Below are 18530 nucleotides of genomic sequence, written 5' to 3'. Positions count from 1 at the left end.
AGGTTTGGTGGGGAGCGTGTTGCCCCCCGGCAGGATAAGATCAACGGAGCCGTAGTCCAATGCAGGATCGCAATTTTGACGATATTGCGGAAAAGTTTGCGCGTAATATTTACGGCACCACGAAAGGCAAAATCCGCCAGGCGGTAGTTTGGCAGGATCTGAATACGCTGCTGGCGCAACTGCCGCAGCGTCCATTGCGTATACTTGATGCCGGCGGCGGCGAAGGCCATATGGCCTGCCAACTGGCGGAATTAGGACATCAGGTGTTGTTGTGCGATCTTTCTGGTGAGATGATCCAACGCGCCGCGCAGTTGGCGCAGCAGAAAGGTGTGAGCCAGAACATGCAATTTATACAAAGTTCGGCTCAGGAGATCGGTCAGCATTTGGAACAGCCGGTCGATCTGATATTGTTCCATGCTGTGCTTGAATGGATCGCAGAACCGCAGGCGGCATTGCAGGCGTTGTATGACTGTCTGCGGCCCGGCGGCGCGCTGTCGCTGATGTTTTTCAACGCCAACGGCTTGTTGATGCGTAACGTGGTATTGGGTAATTTTCAATTGGTCAATCCCGAAGTGAGACGGCGCCGCAAGCGTTCGCTGTCGCCGCAATACCCGCATAGTCCGCCGTTGGTCTATGGCTGGCTGGAACAGCTGGGCATGCGCATCAGCGGTAAAACCGGCGTGCGCGTGTTTCATGATTACCTGCAAAGCAGGCAACTGCAGACACAAAAATTTGAAGAGTTATTGGCGCTTGAACAGCACTATTGTCGGCAGGAGCCGTACGTGAGTTTGGGGCGCTATATTCACGTCATGGCGCATAAACCAAACCTGAAGGACGAACTATGAGTGAATTTTCCCAGACTGTACCCGAACTGGTCGCCTGGGCACGGAAAAATGATTTCTCTATTTCGCTCCCTACGGAGCGTCTTGCGTTTCTGCTTGCGATCGCCACGTTAAACGGCGAGCGGCTGGACGGCGAGATGAGCGAAGGTGAGCTGGTTGATGCATTTCGCCATGTCAGCAAGGGTTTCGAACAGACGCATGAAACGGTGGCGATCCGCGCCAATAATGCGATTAACGACATGGTGCGCCAGCGCCTGTTGAACCGTTTTACCAGCGAACTGGCGGACGGCAATGCCATTTACCGTCTGACGCCGCTGGGCATCGGCATTACCGACTACTATATTCGTCAGCGTGAATTCTCAACGCTGCGCCTGTCGATGCAGCTGTCGATCGTCGCGCAGGAATTGAAACGCGCGGCGGACGCCGCTGAAGAGGGCGGCGATGATTTCCACTGGCATCGCAACGTCTTTGCGCCGCTGAAGTATTCGGTGGCGGAGATCTTCGACAGCATCGATATGACCCAGCGCGTGATGGATGAGCAGCAGCAGGGGGTGAAAGAAGATATCGCCGCGCTGCTGAACCAGGACTGGCGCGCCGCGATCTCCAGCTGTGAGATGCTGCTGTCGGAAACCTCCGGTACGCTGCGTGAACTGCAGGATACGTTGGAAGCCGCCGGCGACAAGCTGCAGGCGAATCTGCTGCGTATTCAGGAATCCACGTTGGGCGATGCCGAACTGGCCTTTGTCGACAAACTGGTGTTTGACCTGCAAAGCAAACTGGATCGCATCGTCAGTTGGGGGCAGCAGGCGATCGACCTGTGGATCGGCTATGACCGCCACGTGCACAAATTCATCCGTACCGCGATCGACATGGATAAAAACCGTGTGTTTGCGCAGCGTCTGCGCCAGTCGGTGCAAAACTATTTCGACAACCCGTGGGCGCTGACTCATGCCAGCGCCGATCGCCTGCTGGATATGCGCGATGAAGAACTGGCGCTGCGCAGCGATGAGGTGACCGGGGAACTGCCGCCGGATCTGGAATATGAAGAGTTCAGCGAAATCCGCGAACAGCTGGCGGCGATGATCGAACAGGCGCTGAAGGTTTATCAGGAACAACAGTTGCCGCTCAATTTAGGGGCGGTCATGCGCGATTATCTGGCGCAATATCCGCGCGCCCGTCACTTCGACGTGGCGCGTTTAGTGGTCGACCAGGCGGTGCGCCTTGGTGTGGCTGAAGCTGATTTTTCAGGGTTACCGGCCGAGTGGCAGGTAATCAATGATTACGGAGCCAAGGTACAGGCCCATGTCATCGACAAATATTGAACACATTATGCCAGTAAAACTGGCGAAGGCATTGTCCAACCCGCTGTTTCCGGCGCTGGACAGTCAACTGCGCGCAGGGCGTCATATCGGCATTGACGAGCTGGACAACCACGCATTTCTGATGGATTTTCAGGATGAACTGGAAGAGTTCTACGCGCGCTACAGCGTCGAGCTGCTGCGTGCGCCGGAAGGCTTTTTCTATCTGCGCCCGCGTTCCACGACGCTGATCCCGCGTTCGGTGCTGTCCGAGCTGGATATGATGGTCGGTAAAATTCTCTGTTACCTCTATCTGAGCCCGGAACGTCTGGCGCACGAAGGCATTTTCAGCCATCAGGAGCTGTACGACGAGCTGCTGAGCCTGGCGGATGAAAACAAGCTGCTGAAGTTCGTCAACCAGCGCTCCACCGGCTCTGACCTTGACCGGCAGAAGCTGCACGAAAAGGTACGCACTTCCTTGAACCGTCTGCGCCGTTTGGGCATGGTCTATTTTATGGGCGGCGACAGCAGTAAATTCCGCATCACCGAGGCGGTATTCCGCTTCGGCGCAGATGTGCGCAGCGGTGACGATCCGCGTGAAGCACAGCTGCGTATGATCCGCGACGGCGAGGCCATGCCGATTGAAAACAGCCTGTTGTTGAATGATGAGCAAGAAGGCGAAGAGCAAACGGCAGATAACACGCCGGATAGCGCAGAGGATGAACAGGAATGATTGAACGCGGTAAATTTCGCTCGCTAACGCTGGTTAACTGGAACGGCTTCTTTGCCCGCACCTTTGATTTGGATGAGCTGGTCACCACGCTGTCCGGCGGTAACGGGGCGGGGAAATCCACCACCATGGCGGCCTTCGTCACCGCGCTGATCCCCGATCTGACGCTGCTGCATTTCCGTAACACCACCGAAGCCGGCGCGACCAGCGGCTCGCGCGATAAAGGCCTGCACGGCAAACTGCGCGCCGGGGTGTGTTACTCGACGCTCGACGTGGTCAACTCGCGCCATCAGCGCGTGGTGGTCGGCGTGCGTCTGCAGCAGGTTGCCGGCCGTGACCGTAAGGTCGATATCAAGCCGTTCACCATTCAGGGGCTGCCGACCTCGGTGCAGCCGACGGAAATTCTGACGCAGACGGTCGGCGAGCGCCAGGCGCGCGTGCTGTCGCTGCCGGAGCTGAAAGAGCGGCTGGAAGAGATTGAAGGGGTGCAGTTCAAGCAGTTCAACTCCATCACCGATTATCACTCTTTGATGTTTGATCTGGGGATTATCCCAAAACGCCTGCGCTCTTCCGCCGACCGCAGCAAGTTCTATCGTTTGATCGAGGCCTCGCTGTACGGCGGTATTTCCAGCGCCATTACCCGCTCGCTGCGCGACTACCTGCTGCCGGAAAACAGCGGCGTGCGCAAGGCGTTCCAGGATATGGAAGCCGCGCTGCGGGAAAACCGCATGACGCTGGAAGCGATCCGCGTCACCCAGTCCGACCGCGACCTGTTCAAACACCTGATTTCTGAAGCGACGTCCTATGTGGCGGCGGACTATATGCGCCATGCCAACGAGCGGCGTATCCATCTGGACAGCACGCTGGTGCTGCGTAACGACCTGTTCGGCAGCCGGAAACAGCTGGCGGCGGAGCAGTACCGCCACATAGAGATGGCGCGTGAGCTGGCGGAGCAGAGCGGTGCGGAGTCCGATCTGGAAACCGATTATCAGGCAGCCAGCGATCATCTGAACCTGGTGCAGACCGCGATGCGTCAGCAGGAGAAGATCGAGCGCTATGAAGCCGATCTGGAAGAGCTGACCTACCGGCTGGAAGAACAGAATGAAGTGGTGGCCGAAGCCGGCGAACAGCAGGAAGAGTACAGCGCGCGCGCCGAGGCGGCCGAGCTGGAAGTGGATGAGCTGAAAAGTCAGCTGGCCGATTACCAGCAGGCGCTCGACGTGCAGCAGACCCGCGCCATTCAGTATCAACAGGCGCTGCAGGCGCTGGAGCGCGCGCGTTCTCTGTGCCAGCTGCCGGAGCTGAGCGCGGACAATGCCGAACAGTGGCTGGAAACCTTCCAGGCGCGCGAGCAGGAAGCCACCGAAGCGCTGTTGATGTTGGAACAGAAGCTGAGCGTGGCCGATGCCGCGCACGGCCGTTTTGAACAGGCTTACCAGTTGGTGTGTAAAATTGCCGGTGAAGTCAGCCGCAGCGATGCCTGGCAGACCGCGCGCGAAGTGCTGCGCGACTGGCCGTCGCAGCAGCACCAGGCGGAGCGCGTGCAGCCGCTGCGTATGCGTTTGAGCGAGTTGGAGCAGCGTCTGCGCTCTCAGCAGGATGCCGAGCGTCTGCTGCAGGAATTCTGTAAACGCCATGGCCAGGACTATCAGGCAGACGACCTCGATGCGCTGCAACAAGAGCTGGAAGAGCGGCTGGAGTCGCTGTCGCAGAACGTCAGCGAAGCCGGCGAACGGCGGATGGAAATGCGTCAGGAGCTGGAGCATCTCCAGCAGCGCATCCGCGAACTGACCGCCCGCGCGCCGGTGTGGCTGACGGCGCAGGACGCGCTCAGCCAACTGAGTGAACAAAGCGGCGAACCGCTGGAAAGCAGCCAGCAGGTTACCGAATATATGCAGCAGCTGCTGGAGCGTGAGCGTGAAACTACGGTTGAACGCGACGAAGTAGCAGCCCGCAAACGCGAAGTCGACGCGCAGATTGAGCGTCTTAGCCAGCCGAGCGGCGCGGAAGATCAGCGTCTGGTGACGCTGGCCGAACGTTTCGGCGGCGTACTGCTGTCGGAAATTTACGACGATGTCACCATCGACGATGCGCCTTACTTCTCCGCGCTGTATGGCCCGTCCCGCCACGCCATCGTGGTGCCGGACCTGTCGCTGGTGCGCGAAATGCTGGAAGGACTGGAAGATTGCCCGGAAGATCTCTACCTGATCGAAGGGGATCCGCAGTCGTTCGATGACAGCGTCTTCGCCGTTGAAGAACAAGAAAAAGCGGTGGTGGTGAAAATCGCCGACCGCCAGTGGCGTTACTCCCGCTTCCCGGAAGTGCCGCTGTTTGGCCGCGCCGCGCGTGAAAAACGTCTGGAAGTCTTGCATGCCGAACGTGAAACGCTGGCGGAACGCTACGCGACGCTATCGTTCGACGTACAGAAAATCCAGCGTTCTCATCAGGCGTTCAGCCGCTTTATCGGTAGTCATCTGGGCGTTGCCTTTGATACCGATCCGGAAGCGGAAATCCGTACGCTGAACGGTCGTCGCACGGAGATCGAACGTGCGCTGAACAACCATGAAGCGCAGAACCAGCAGCAGCGTCAGCAGTACGAGCAGGCGAAAGAGGGGCTTTCTGCGCTGCATCGCCTGACGCCGCTGGTTTCGCTGTTGAACGATGACACCTTGCAGGACCGGGTGGAAGAAATTCAGGACGAGCTGGACGAGGCGCAGGAGGCTGCACGCTACCTGCAGCAGCACGGCGTTGCCCTGAATAAACTGGAGCCGCTGGTGTCCGTGCTGCAAAACGATCCGGAGCAGCATGAACAGCTGCAGCAGGATTATCAGCAGGCGCAGAATACTCAGCGCCAGGCGAAGCAGCAGGCCTTTGCATTGATCGAGGTGGTGCAGCGCCGCGCGCACTTTAGCTATACCGACTCGGCCGGTATGCAAAACGCCAATAACGATCTCAACGACAAACTGCGCCATCGACTGGAGCAGGCGGAAGCGGAGCGCAGCAGCGCCCGTGAGCAGCTGCGTCAGTATCAGAGCCAGTTTACGCAGTACAGTCAGGTATTGGCCTCGCTGAAAAGCTCTTATGAAGCCAAGCGCGATATGCTCAAAGAGCTGAGCCAGGAGCTGGTGGATATCGGCGTACAGGCCGATGCCAACGCCGAAGCGCGCGCGCGTCAGCGCCGCGACGAGCTGCATGCGGCACTGAGCAACAACCGCGCGCGGCGTAATCAGCTGGAGAAACAGCTGACCTTCTGCGAAGCGGAAATGGACAGCCTGCAGAAAAAACTGCGCAAGCTTGAGCGCGACTATCATCAGCTGCGTGAGCAGGTGGTGACCGCCAAGGCGGGCTGGTGCGCGGTGATGCGCATGGTGAAAGATAACGGCGTGGAGCGTCGCCTGCACCGCCGCGAGCTGGCCTATATGGACGGCGACGAGCTGCGCTCAATGTCGGATAAGGCACTGGGTGCGCTGCGTCTGGCGGTGGCGGATAACGAACATCTGCGCGACGTGCTGCGTCTGTCGGAAGATCCGAAGCGGCCGGAACGCAAAATCCAGTTCTATATCGCGGTGTATCAGCATCTGCGCGAGCGTATCCGTCAGGATATTATCCGCACCGACGACCCGATTGAAGCCATTGAACAGATGGAGATCGAGCTGAGTCGTCTGACCGAAGAGCTGACCAGCCGCGAGCAGAAACTGGCGATCAGTTCCAAAAGCGTGGCGAATATCATCCGCAAGACCATTCAGCGTGAGCAGAATCGCATCCGCATGCTGAACCAGGGGCTGCAGGCCGTATCCTTCGGCCAGGTGAAGAGCGTGCGTCTGAACGTCAACGTGCGTGAAGCGCATGCGACGCTGCTGGACGTGCTGTCCGAACAGCAGGAGCAGCATCAGGATCTGTTCAACAGCAACCGCCTGAGCTTCTCCGAGGCGCTGGCTAAACTGTATCAGCGGCTGAATCCGCAGATCGATATGGGTCAGCGCACGCCGCAGACCATTGGTGAAGAGCTGCTGGATTACCGTAATTACCTGGAGCTGGAGGTGGAAGTCTTCCGCGGCTCTGACGGCTGGCTGCGTGCGGAAAGCGGCGCGTTGTCGACCGGTGAGGCGATCGGTACCGGTATGTCGATTCTGGTAATGGTGGTGCAGAGCTGGGAGGAAGAATCCCGTCGCCTGCGCGGCAAGGATATTTCTCCGTGCCGTCTGTTGTTCCTCGATGAAGCGGCGCGTCTGGATGCTAAATCCATCGCCACGCTGTTCGAGCTGTGTGACCGTCTGGAAATGCAGCTGATCATCGCGGCGCCGGAAAATATCAGCCCGGAAAAAGGCACCACCTATAAACTGGTGCGTAAGGTGTTCCAGAATCAGGAGCATGTGCACGTGGTGGGGCTGCGCGGTTTTGCCAATGAGCCGCCGGCACTGGGGGCCAGCCCGGCAGAGACGCCGCAGGTTTAAAACACCCTAAAAATCTGAAAATAGCCGCCCCAGGGTGGCTATTTTTTATTGGCTATGGATGATAGTGCGTTTTCCAGTGTTGGCGCTCTGGGACGGGCCGTATCCGGCGGACGCTTTTGTCGGCTTGATGCAACTCCATTTATTTTAGGTATATACTTAAATTAATCAGTAATTTTTATCATATTTTTTGTGAGCAGAGAGGGGGCAAGGGATGTTGCTTAAAGAAAGTAACAGGGTACGACGTTTGGCGCTGAGCTGCGCTATCGCATGTAGTTTTGCCGCGTCACTACCCGCATGGGCAACTACGCCCGGATTGTCCGCGGGTTCCTCCGCCACGACAGTGGCGCAAAGCCGTGCAGAGCTGATGTCGGCGCTGCCGCGCGGCGTTACGCCGCACTACCTTGCCGCGCTGGCCCCGCTGTATGCGGCCAACCAGATGCAACCGATGTGGCAGGATCGTGAAACGGTGCAGCAGTTCCAGCAGCAGCTGGCCGAGCTGGCGATTTCCGGTATTCAGCCGCAGTTTAATCAATGGGTGAAACAGCTGACCGACCCGGCGATTAGCGACATGGGGCGTGACATTGTGTTGTCGGATGCGATGCTTGGCTATTTGCAGTTTGTCTCTTCCATCAGCGCCAACGGCAATCAATGGCTGTACAGCAATATTCCTTATAAGCTGGCCACGCCGCCGGCAACCGTGATTAACCAGTGGCAGCTGGCGGTGCGCCAGAGCAAAACGCTGCCTTATATTGAATCACTGGCGCCGCAGCATCCGCAATACGCGAAGATGCATCAGGCGCTACGTGACCTGCTGACCGACAGCCGTCCTTGGCCGCATCTGGCCAGCGGCCCGACGCTGCGTCCGGGGCAAACCAGCAGCGACATCCCCGCGCTGCGTGAAATTCTGCAGCGCACCGGCATGTTGTCCGCAAGCGCTGGCAACATGCCGCAGAGTCAGGAGCCGGCAATGGTGAATAGCACCGCGCCGGTGGTGGATGATGACCAGTCGGTTGATGAAGAAAAGCTGCGCGAGAACCGTGCTGCGGTGGTGAGTCCATCATCGGCGTCGGTGAGCTCGGATGAAGGCGGCATGCTGCAGTCCGCCGCCAGCGGCGACAGCCTGTACAGCGACGAGCTGGTTGAAGGCGTCAAACGCTTCCAGAAATGGCAGGGGCTGAGTGCGGATGGTCTGATCGGGGTGCGCACGCGTGAATGGCTGAACGTGTCGCCGCAAACCCGTGCCGCATTGCTGGCGCTGAATATTCAGCGTTTGCGTATTCTGCCGGGGCGGGTGAACAACGGTATTATGGTGAATATTCCCAACTACTCGCTGGTTTATTATCGTGATGGGAGTGAAGTGCTTTCGTCGCGGGTAATCGTCGGCCGTCCAAGTCGTAAAACGCCATTGATGAGCAGCGCGCTGAATAACGTGGTGGTTAACCCGCCGTGGAATGTGCCGACGACGCTGGTGCGTGAAGATATTGTGCCGAAGGCGATGCGTGATATTAATTACTTCCAGAAACACGGCTATACGCTGTTGTCCGGCTGGAGCAATGATGCGCAGGTGATTGATCCGTCAACGATTGACTGGAGTTCGATCTCCGCCCGTAATTTCCCGTATCGTATTCGTCAGGCGCCGGGTGCCACTAACTCGCTGGGCCGTTTTAAATTTAATATGCCAAGTTCGGATGCTATTTATCTGCATGACACGCCGAATCACAGCCTGTTTAAAAAAGATATTCGTGCGCTCAGTTCCGGCTGCGTACGGGTAAATAAAGCCTCGGTGTTAGCCAATATGTTGTTGCAGGATGCCGGTTGGAACGATAGCCGTGTTTCTTCCACCCTGAAGCAGGGCAATACCACTTTCGTTAATGTACGAGGGCGTATTCCGGTTAAATTGTATTATTTAACGGCGTGGGTTGCCGATGACGGACAGCCACAATTCCGTACAGATATTTACAATTACGATAATACTGTGCGATCGAGCGCACAAATTTTGTCCCAGGCAGAAAAATTGCTGTAATAAATGCAGTAATTTTAACTAAGTAACGGTCTGAATATTCGAACCTGATACAGGCACTCGCTGTCAGAGTGCCTGTAAGCCGCGCCGCATCATGGGTTGACTCAGGCGGCGTGGGCGGTTAAGGTTCAGGCAGTGCGCTTTTTTGTGCATATTTTTTTGATATTCTTGCCGGGTCTGATAGAAACATGGACAAAATTGATCTTCACCGCCGTAAATGGCTGGCGTTGGGTGGCGCCGCGATGGGCATGGCTTTACTTCCGGGTCAAGCATTTGCCAGCCTTTCTACTTCTCGCCCTCGTATTCTTGTAGTAAATAACCTGCATACAGGCGAATCACTTAAAGCCGAATTCTTCGATGGTAAAAATTATAATAAAGAAGAATTGGTGCGCTTAAATCACTTGTTCCGCGATTTCCGTGCGAATAAAGTTAAATCGATCGATCCGCAGTTGTTTGATCATCTTTATCGTCTGCAGGGGATGCTGGGCACCACTAAACCGGTACAGCTGATTTCCGGTTACCGTTCCCTGGGGACGAACAACGAACTGCGTGCGCGCAGTCGTGGCGTTGCCAAACATAGCTACCACACCAAAGGCCAGGCGATGGATTTCCATATCGAAGGCATTCAGCTGAGCAACATCCGCAAGGCGGCGTTAAAAATGCGTGCGGGTGGCGTAGGCTATTATCCGCGTAGCAATTTCGTTCACATCGATACCGGGCCGGTGCGTACCTGGTAATCGCTGTGCCTCTGGATTGAGAGAGCGCCGGCCGCAAGGTCCGGCGCCGTTGTCGTTGGAGCTTTATGAAATACCAAATTATCCCTGTCACGGCGTTTAGCCAAAATTGTACGCTGATCTGGTGTGAGCATACGGGGCAGGCCGCGCTGGTGGATCCCGGCGGCGAAGCGGAAAAGCTGAAGGCGGTGGTGCGGGATGCCGGCGTGCAGCTGACGAAGATTTTATTGACGCACGGACATCTCGATCATGTCGGTGCGGCGGCGGAGCTGGCGGAACATTATCAGGTGCCGATTATCGGGCCGGATAAAGAGGATGCGTTCTGGCTCGACGGCCTGCCGGCGCAAAGCCGGATGTTCGGGCTGGAAGAGTGCGCGCCGTTAACGCCGACCCAGTGGCTGGCCGAAGGCGACAGCGTGCAGCTGGGCGATATGACGCTGGATGTGCTGCACTGCCCGGGACATACGCCGGGGCACATTGTGTTTATCAATGATAAGGCGCGGCTGGCGTTGGTCGGCGACGTATTATTCAACGGTGGCGTGGGGCGCAGCGATTTCCCACGCGGCGACCATCAGGCGCTGATTGCCTCTATCCGCAATAAACTGTTGCCGCTGGGGGATGATATGGACTTTATTCCGGGGCATGGGCCGATGTCGACCTTCGGTCATGAACGGCAGACCAATCCGTTTTTGCGTGAGCAGCCAGAGGCGTGGTAATAAGCCGTACTTTCCGGCGTGAATAACAGTAAAAGGGGCGCAGAGCGCCCCTTTGTTACATCTGATGCTTATTATGGCTTACAGCACGGCGACGATGGCTTCGCACAGCGGCGCCATATTATCCGGCGTCATGCCTGCGACGTTAACGCGGCCGGAGTTCACCGCATAAACGCCGAACTCTTCGCGCAGGCGCAGCACCTGATCTTTGGTCAGGCCGCTGAACGAGAACATGCCGTTTTGATTAATGATAAAGCTGAAGTCCTGCTGAGCGCCTTTTTCCTGCAGGGTATTCACGAACAGCTGACGCATGCGGTGGATACGCTGACGCATATCGGCCAGCTCTTGCTCCCAGATGGCGCGTAGCGCGTCGTTGCTCAGGATGGTGGCAACGATCGCCGCGCCGTGTGATGGTGGGTTGGAGTAGTTGGCGCGGATTGCCGCTTTAACCTGACTGAAGGCGCGATCGGTGGTTTCAGCATCGGCGGCGACGATGGTGCAGGCGCCGACGCGTTCATTGTACAGGCCGAAGTTTTTCGAGTAGGAGCTGGCGACAATCAGCTCTTTATGTTTGGCGGCAAAGATACGCAGACCCTGCGCGTCTTCTTCCAGACCTTTGGCAAAGCCCTGGTAGGCGAAATCAAACAGCGGCAGCCAGCCTTTGCTTACCGACAGCTCAGCCAACTGGCTCCACTGCTCCGGCGTTGGGTCGATGCCGGTCGGGTTGTGGCAGCAGCCGTGGAACACGATCACATCGCCGGCCTGCGCCTGTTGCAGGCTGTTCAGCAATCCGTCGAAGTCCAGCGCGTGGTTGGCGGCGTCATAGTAGTTGTATTCCAACACTTCCAGACCGGCGGCGGAGAAGACGTTCTTATGGTTTGGCCAGCTTGGGTTGCTGACCCACACGCGTTTAGCGTCGGTTTGATTGGCGATAAAGTCGGCCGCTACGCGCAGGGCACCGGTACCACCAGGCGTTTGCGCGGTGCGTGCACGCTTGTCGGTAATGATAGGGCTGTTTTTGCCGAACAGCAGCTCTTGTGTGCAGCTGGCAAACGCAGGGATCCCCTCAATGCCGAGGTAGTTTTTGGTGGTCTCATTTTCCAGCAGGTATTGCTCCGCTTTTTTCACACTGGTCAGCACCGGCGTTTTGCCGGTTTCGTCTTTATAGACGCCGATACCCAGGTTGATTTTGTTCGGACGGGCGTCCGCGCGGAAAATGTCGGTCAGACCCAGAATCGGATCGGCAGGTGCTGCAGCGATTTTTTCAAACATGTCAGATGCTTCCATAGCTTAGCGTTAAGCGGATAGAGGCATCAGGGTAGCGCCAGTCGTGCGCTTTGCCAACCGTTTGCGAGAAAAACACCTCGAACTTGTGAGGAAGGCAGATTCAGCACGAAAAATGACGGTAAAGGGGCGGCAGGCAGCATAAAAAGTTGTCGGCGGCGGAAAAAGAAAAACAGGGCCGAAGCCCTGTTTTTAACTTTGCCGGAGGTTGATGGCCGGCAGGCTAAACAACAATTAGAACTGGTAAACCAGACCAACGGCAACGATGTCGTCGGTGTTAAGGCCCAGTGGGTTGTTGTCGTTCAGCTGGTTGATTTTGTAATCAACGTAGGTGGACATGTTTTTGTTGAAGTAGTAAGTCGCACCAACATCAACGTATTTGATCAGGTCAGCATCGCCGACGCCATCGATGTCCTTGCCTTTAGACTGTACGTAGGCGAGAGACGGGCGAAGACCGAAGTCGAACTGGTACTGAGCAACCAGTTCGAAGTTTTGCGCTTTGTTGGCAAAACCTTCGGTACCGTAAGTAGTGCTGCCGACTTTAGAGTTTTTGATATAGGTCGCATTACGGGTTTCACCGTACATCGCCGCCAGGTAAACGTTGTTGGCGTCGTATTTCACTGCGGCTGCCCACTGCTCGGCGCGGCCTTCGCCACGGCCGTAACCAGCCTGGCTTTGCTTGTCGGTACGGTCAGAAGACGCATAGGCGGCGGAGAAGCCTACGCCAACCGGCAGTTCGTAAGTGGTGGAGATACCCCAACCGTCGCCGTTGGAACGTTTGATATCATCATTACGCTCGTTTTTGCCCTGGTACTGCAGGCCGAAGTTCAGGCCGTCAACCAGACCAAAGAAGTCGTTGTTACGGTAAGTCAGCAGACCGGTAGAACGGCCAACCATAAAGTTGTCGCTGCCGGCAGAGTCGCCGCCGAATTCAGGCAGCATATCGGTCCAACCCATTGGGTCGTAAACGATGCCGTAGTTACGGCCGTAGTCCAGGGAGCCATACTCGGCGAATTTCAGACCGGCAAAGCCCAGACGGGTCTTGTTGCCGTTTTGCGCGTCGCTGCCGCCTTCGCTGTTGTTGGCTTGAATATTGTATTCCCACTGGCCGTAACCGGTCAGTTGGTCATTGATTTGGGTTTCACCTTTGAAGCCGAAACGAACATAAGACTGGTCGCCATCATCGCTTTTGCTATCAGAGAAGTAGTGCAGGCCGTTAACTTTACCGTACAGATCCAGCTTGTTACCGTCTTTATTATAGATTTCCGCTGCGTTTGCTGCACCAGCAGCCAGCAGCGCAGGAATTACCACTGCAAGAATGTTGCGCTTCATCATTATTACCCTCATTGGTGTTATTCGGACACCTTTGCCACTGCCGCCAATAATTCTTTAGGGAACTATTGTTGATAGATTGGTGTCGTCCTGTGTCTGAAGGCAGTGTTCCATTCAGCGCAGGGTTAATCTAGGGTTAAGATGCTACTAATGTCTTAAAAACGTTTCCAAAAGAAAATATATGTAACTAAATATTAATGAAACGGAACTTTGTGAGCTGCGTCAAGAATAAAAAATGCGAAAGGCCAGCAGAGCTGGCCTTTGTTTTGTAACAAAATGGTAGTGAATTTGTTTAGCGTTGCTAATTAAAAGCTTGCGTTACGTGGGGTACGCGGGAACGGAATCACATCACGCACGTTTTGCACACCGGTCACATAGGCGATTAAACGCTCAAATCCCAAACCGAAGCCGGAGTGCGGCACGGTGCCGTAACGACGCAGGTCGCGGTACCACCAGTAGTCTTCTTTATTCAGCCCCATTTCAGCCAGGCGCTGATCCAGCACGTCCAGACGCTCTTCACGCTGGGAACCACCGATAATTTCGCCGATGCCCGGTGCCAGTACGTCCATGGCGGCGACGGTTTTGCCATCGTCGTTCATGCGCATATAGAACGCCTTGATATCCTTCGGATAGTTCTTGACGACCACCGGTGCCTTGAAGTGTTTCTCCGCCAGATAGCGCTCATGCTCGGAAGACAGATCGATACCCCAGGATACCGGATTTTCGAAGGTCTGACCGGAGGCCAGCAGGATATCGATGGCGTCGGTATAGTCCACCTGAGCGAAATCAGAAGATACAAATCGTTTCAGACGTTCAACGGCGTCTTTGTCTACGCGCTCGGCAAAGAACTGCATGTCGTCGGCGCGCTCGTCCAAGACCGCCTGGAAGACATATTTCAGCATGCATTCGGCCAGCGCTGCGGAATCATCCAGCGTTGCGAAGGCGACTTCCGGCTCAATCATCCAGAACTCCGCCAGGTGACGGCTGGTGTTGGAGTTTTCTGCACGGAATGTCGGACCAAAGGTGTAAACTTTCGATAACGCACAGGCGTAAGTTTCACCGTTCAACTGCCCGGAAACGGTCAGGAACGCTTCTTTACCGAAGAAATCTTCGCTGAAATCGACCGCGCCTTTATCGTCGCGCGGCAGGTTTTCCAGATCCAGCGTGGATACGCGGAACATTTCACCGGCGCCTTCGGTATCGGATGCGGTGATCAGTGGGGTAGAGACCCAGAAATAACCGTTTTCATGGAAGAAGCGGTGGATCGCCTGCGCCAACGTATGGCGTACGCGCGCCACGGCGCCGATCAGGTTGGTGCGCGGGCGCAGGTGCGCCACGTCACGCAGATATTCGATGCTGTGACGTTTGGCGGCCATCGGATAGGTATCCGGATCGTCGACCCAGCCGACCACCTTGATTTCAGTCGCCTGCAGCTCAAAGCTCTGGCCTTCGCCAGGCGAGGCGACAACTTTGCCGGTCACTTCAACCGAGCAGCCGGTGGTCAGGTGCAGTACTTCATCCTGATAATTCGGCAGAGAATTATTAACGACGGCCTGTAACGGATTAAAGCAGGAGCCGTCATAAACGGCGAGGAAGGAGATACCGGCTTTAGAATCTCTTCGGGTACGCACCCAGCCGCGCACGGTGACTTCACTGTCAACCGCAGCACGCCCTTGCAGCACGTCGCATACAGGCACTACGCTCATAAATTTCTCTCTTAAATTGATTTGATAAAGAAATAGCTTACAACCCAAGACAATGGGGGTCTTGCTATGTTACTTGCCGCAGTGCAGAGCACAAGTAGAAATCGCCAGATTGGCGCAACATTTCTGTCTTGTCGTGGCGGATAGGGGCGGGAAGGGTAATAAAGAAGAGAAAGCCGGCTGAAAACTCACCCGGCTTAATACTGTTAACTGGCCTTTTTCACCAGCGGCAGATCAAAGGCCTTGCGCAATGCTTTAACAAACGCCTGATCCTGACAGATGGTTTTTCCCGGGCTGTCGGAGAGTTTCGCCACCGGTTTGCCCTTGCACTCCACCAGTTTGATCACGATATTCAGCGGTTTGACGCCGGGAATATCGCAGGTCAGGCGCGTACCTATGCCGAATACCAGATTAATGCGGCGATCGAAGCGGCGGTAAAGCGCCAGCGCTTTCTCCAGATCGAGATTATCGGAGAACACCAGCGTCTTGCTCATCGGGTCGATGCCCAGCTTCTGGTAGTGGGCGATGGCTTTCTCGCCCCATTCGAACGGGTCGCCCGAATCATGGCGCAGCCCTTGATAGCGCTCGGCAAACTGCGGCCCGAAATCACGCAGGAAAGCGTCCATGGTGATGCAGTCGGTCAGGGCAATGCCGAGCCGATCCGGATATTCGTCCAGCCAGGCCTGCAGGGCAGCGCGCTGGCTGTTGGCCAGCACCGGACTTATCTGCTGATGCGCCTGAAACCATTCATGCGCCTGGGTACCTACCGGCGCCAGCCCCAGTTGGTGAGCCAGATCGTAGTTGCTGGTGCCGACCAGATAAGGGAATTCCTGCTGCAGCGTGCTGACGATCGCCTGCTGTACCGGTTGTGAGAAGCGGCGACGGGTGCCGAAGTCCATCAGTTTGAAGCGCGAAATATCAATATCCTGCGTCATTTGCTGGAACTGTGTCAGTTTGCTGCGCAGTTGCGCGACCGCCATCGCAGGCGTGACCTCCGGCGAGCGGTGGCGGTGCACCACTTCGCTGATTACCGCCAGCAGCGGCACTTCCCACATAATCACTTCGCGCCACGGCCCGGCAATGCGGATCTGCAGTTTGCCATCCCGGTTGTCGATAGTGACCTGCTGCGGGTCGTAACGGAAATCGCGCAGCCAGTTAAGGTAATCCTGTCGGAAGAAAGGCAGACCGGAGAGATACTGATATTCCGCCTCGGTCAGCGCCAATTGCTCCATCAGCGCAACCTGCGCACGGATTTCGTCGGCGTACTCGCCCAGCAGTTCGTCGCCACGGCAGCGGAATTCTGCCGCGACATCGATCGCGGGATAGCGATGGAATACTGCCTGTTGCATATGAAGCTTATAAGCATCGGTATCAAGCAGTGATGTCAAAATCGGGGAAGCGTATTGAGTCATAGCGCGTTACAGCATCCTCGTCAGGGCGCGTCTCCAAATCCGGATAATCATAAAAGATGGAGGAGTATACCCGGATTATCCTGTTATTGAAGCGCCATCACACCATAAATCAGGGGAACGGGTCGAGGATTAAACGTGCGCTTATGCGCCGGTGTGTCGCAGTGGTGAAAAGAAAAGGCGGATAAACCAATAAAAGTGAATCACTTAGTCTAATTAGCGATAAAAATTATAAGGTTAATTATTTTAAACAACGCTTTTACCGGCAGCCCGAACCGGTGTTGATCGCCACTCGATCCTTGCCGTTTTTCTTACAAAAGTAGAGCGCCTCATCGGCCAGTTTTATTGCGCTTTGCAGTTGATGCGGGGACGCGACTGCGGCGATGCCGCAGCTGATGGTAAAGCGGACGGGCTGCCCGTCGGGCACCGGCAGCCGCAGCCGCTGAACCCTATGGCGCAGCTTCTCCAGCACCGCTCTGGCGTCCGGCAGCGCACAATGGTGCAGCAGGATGGCGAACTCCTCACCGCCGTAGCGACAGAAGATATCTTCGGCGCGGAAGGCGTGGCGCATCAGATCGGCAAAGGCCACCAGCGCCAGGTCACCGATGTTGTGGCCGTAGGTGTCGTTAAGGGCTTTGAAGTTATCGATGTCGATCAGGCAAAAGGCCAGCGGATAGCCGGCGGCGGGCAGCTGTTCGGCTTCACGAAAGAAGCGGCGACGGTTGTAAATGTTAGTGAGCGGGTCGAGATAGGAGGAGGACTCCAGCTCTTTAATCAGCGCGTGTTTCTCCTGCTCCAGACGCACCTTTTCCAAATGATATTGCTTGAGCTGATTGATGGCATCAGTGATGGCAATCAGCTCCTGGCTGTAAAACACTTCCGGCGCATCAATCGCCATGTTGCCTTGTGAAAGATGCTGGATATTGCCTTGCGTTTTAGTCAGCCAGCGGCTGATGTTGGAACAGAAAATCAGGGTCGGCATCAGCAGAAACAGGGCGAGCAGCCCGGCAAAGGCGATCAGGCCGTTAATTGCCGTCTGGCTCTGATACATTTTTTTGCGGCATTTCTCGATTTCCAGATCAAAGCTGCGCTGGAAGAACTGCTGAGACAGCCGGTCCAGCTCTTTGACGTAGGCGTAAATGCGTGTGGCATCGAGCTCTTTGCCATGGGCCATCGACGCATAGAGCTCGCCGGCCAGGCCGTTGGTCTGCTGTGGAGAAAGATTTTCCAGCAGTTGGTTGATAATACGGCTGACCTGCGGGTCGCTATAGACCATTTCCATAAACAGCAGGCGTGAACTCAGCACGTTCAGTACGCCGGTCAGCTGGATGGTTTTCAGGTAGGATTCTTTGTCATTCAGTCCGTTGAGTTTGATATCAACAAGTTGATCGATGATTTCGGTCAGGGTGATATTAAGCTGGTTGTTCAGGCGTATGGACTCAAGGAATAAAAAAGCATCGGCATTCAGGATGCGGCTTTCATAGGTATAGCTGTAATAATCCATGCTGGACTGAGTAATGTAATAAGCGCTGTTGATATTGAATAAATTACGAATTTGATTATTCATCGGCGCTAATTGCTGCGTGTCGTTATTCAACATTTTTTCCAGCAGATTCAGCATTGAGCGGATGTCGATTTTTTGCTGGGTTGTTAATTGTTGTCGGGCGTCAGAGTCGGCATAGCGGCGTATCTGCTGGATTTTGTTACGCGTTTGCCGTTCGGTTTCCTGCCAGAGCGCAGGTTCCAGCGCCGGGTTAACCAGACTCAGGCGTTTTATCCTATGCAGCCGCAGACTATTTTGAAATGCTCCGGAAACGTCTTCTGAGTGCTGAGTCTTACTCAGGTTCCAGGCGCTGTCATTATATTGCTCTTTGGCCTCTGACCACTCATCGCAAATTGAAATGGTGAACGAGGCGGTTAATAGAAAAGTAAAAAAATAAATAAGATATTTAACTTTCATAACAACCGTGCGTCCTCGTGCCTGGAGTCAGAATGATACCACCGCCGTGGC

At 55.7% G+C, this 18530-nt stretch carries 12 protein-coding genes; 7 read left to right on the top strand and 5 right to left on the bottom strand.

Going from position 1 to position 18530, the window contains the following annotated elements:
* Nucleotides 1-59 precede the first annotated feature (59 nt).
* From cmoM to HF675_RS15370, 7 genes are all read left to right on the top strand, one after another.
* On the top strand, nt 60-845 hold the full coding sequence (cmoM, locus tag HF675_RS15400) for a tRNA uridine 5-oxyacetic acid(34) methyltransferase CmoM (RefSeq protein ID WP_015671771.1): 786 nt from the start codon (nt 60-62) through the stop codon (nt 843-845).
* The gene (gene mukF / locus HF675_RS15395) at nt 842-2164 is read left to right on the top strand and encodes a chromosome partition protein MukF (RefSeq protein WP_105230531.1); all 1323 of its coding nucleotides are present in this window, start codon (nt 842-844) and stop codon (nt 2162-2164) included. The genes cmoM and mukF overlap by 4 nt, the downstream gene beginning before the upstream one ends.
* Entirely contained in the window at nt 2145-2873 is a 729-nt protein-coding gene (gene mukE / locus HF675_RS15390) for a chromosome partition protein MukE (RefSeq protein ID WP_105230532.1), read from the top strand. Before mukF ends, mukE begins: the two co-directional genes overlap by 20 nt.
* Nucleotides 2870-7324 (top strand): chromosome partition protein MukB, encoded by a 4455-nt coding sequence (gene mukB / locus HF675_RS15385; protein ID WP_105230533.1) that lies wholly within the window; start codon nt 2870-2872, stop codon nt 7322-7324. Before mukE ends, mukB begins: the two co-directional genes overlap by 4 nt.
* Before the next feature lie 211 nt (nt 7325-7535).
* On the top strand, nt 7536-9347 hold the full coding sequence (ldtD, locus tag HF675_RS15380; protein ID WP_105230534.1) for a L,D-transpeptidase: 1812 nt from the start codon (nt 7536-7538) through the stop codon (nt 9345-9347).
* Between the two features lie 185 nt (nt 9348-9532).
* Nucleotides 9533-10081 carry a YcbK family protein gene (locus HF675_RS15375; protein WP_105230535.1) on the top strand — a complete coding sequence of 183 codons (549 nt, stop codon included), beginning with the start codon at nt 9533-9535 and terminating at the stop codon, nt 10079-10081.
* A gap of 65 nt (nt 10082-10146) precedes the next feature.
* Nucleotides 10147-10794 carry an MBL fold metallo-hydrolase gene (locus tag HF675_RS15370; protein ID WP_105230536.1) on the top strand — a complete coding sequence of 216 codons (648 nt, stop codon included), beginning with the start codon at nt 10147-10149 and terminating at the stop codon, nt 10792-10794.
* A gap of 78 nt (nt 10795-10872) precedes the next feature.
* Here HF675_RS15370 and HF675_RS15365 read toward each other — a convergent pair whose 3' ends face one another.
* The 5 genes from HF675_RS15365 to HF675_RS15345 form a co-directional block, all read right to left on the bottom strand.
* Complete coding sequence (locus HF675_RS15365) at nt 10873-12063, bottom strand: amino acid aminotransferase (protein WP_187043350.1); 1191 nt, start codon at nt 12061-12063, stop codon at nt 10873-10875.
* Between the two features lie 246 nt (nt 12064-12309).
* Complete coding sequence (gene ompF, locus HF675_RS15360; protein WP_281354965.1) at nt 12310-13410, bottom strand: porin OmpF; 1101 nt, start codon at nt 13408-13410, stop codon at nt 12310-12312.
* 302 nt (nt 13411-13712) lie between these two features.
* Nucleotides 13713-15113: an asparagine--tRNA ligase gene (asnS, locus tag HF675_RS15355; RefSeq protein WP_105230538.1), complete on the bottom strand. Its 1401-nt coding sequence runs from the start codon at nt 15111-15113 to the stop codon at nt 13713-13715.
* 203 nt (nt 15114-15316) lie between these two features.
* Nucleotides 15317-16522 (bottom strand): nicotinate phosphoribosyltransferase, encoded by a 1206-nt coding sequence (pncB, locus tag HF675_RS15350; protein WP_187043349.1) that lies wholly within the window; start codon nt 16520-16522, stop codon nt 15317-15319.
* Nucleotides 16523-16778: 256 nt separating this feature from the next.
* A complete protein-coding gene (locus tag HF675_RS15345) occupies nt 16779-18479 on the bottom strand; it encodes a GGDEF domain-containing protein (RefSeq protein ID WP_111737396.1) in 1701 nt (566 codons plus the stop codon).
* Nucleotides 18480-18530 lie beyond the last annotated feature (51 nt).

The sequence above is a fragment of the Serratia sp. JUb9 genome, assembly GCF_014298095.1.
Lineage (GTDB): Bacteria > Pseudomonadota > Gammaproteobacteria > Enterobacterales > Enterobacteriaceae > Serratia_B > Serratia_B rhizosphaerae.
Note: the sequence above shows the minus strand (reverse complement) of the source record. Positions and strands in the feature narration are given on the sequence as shown.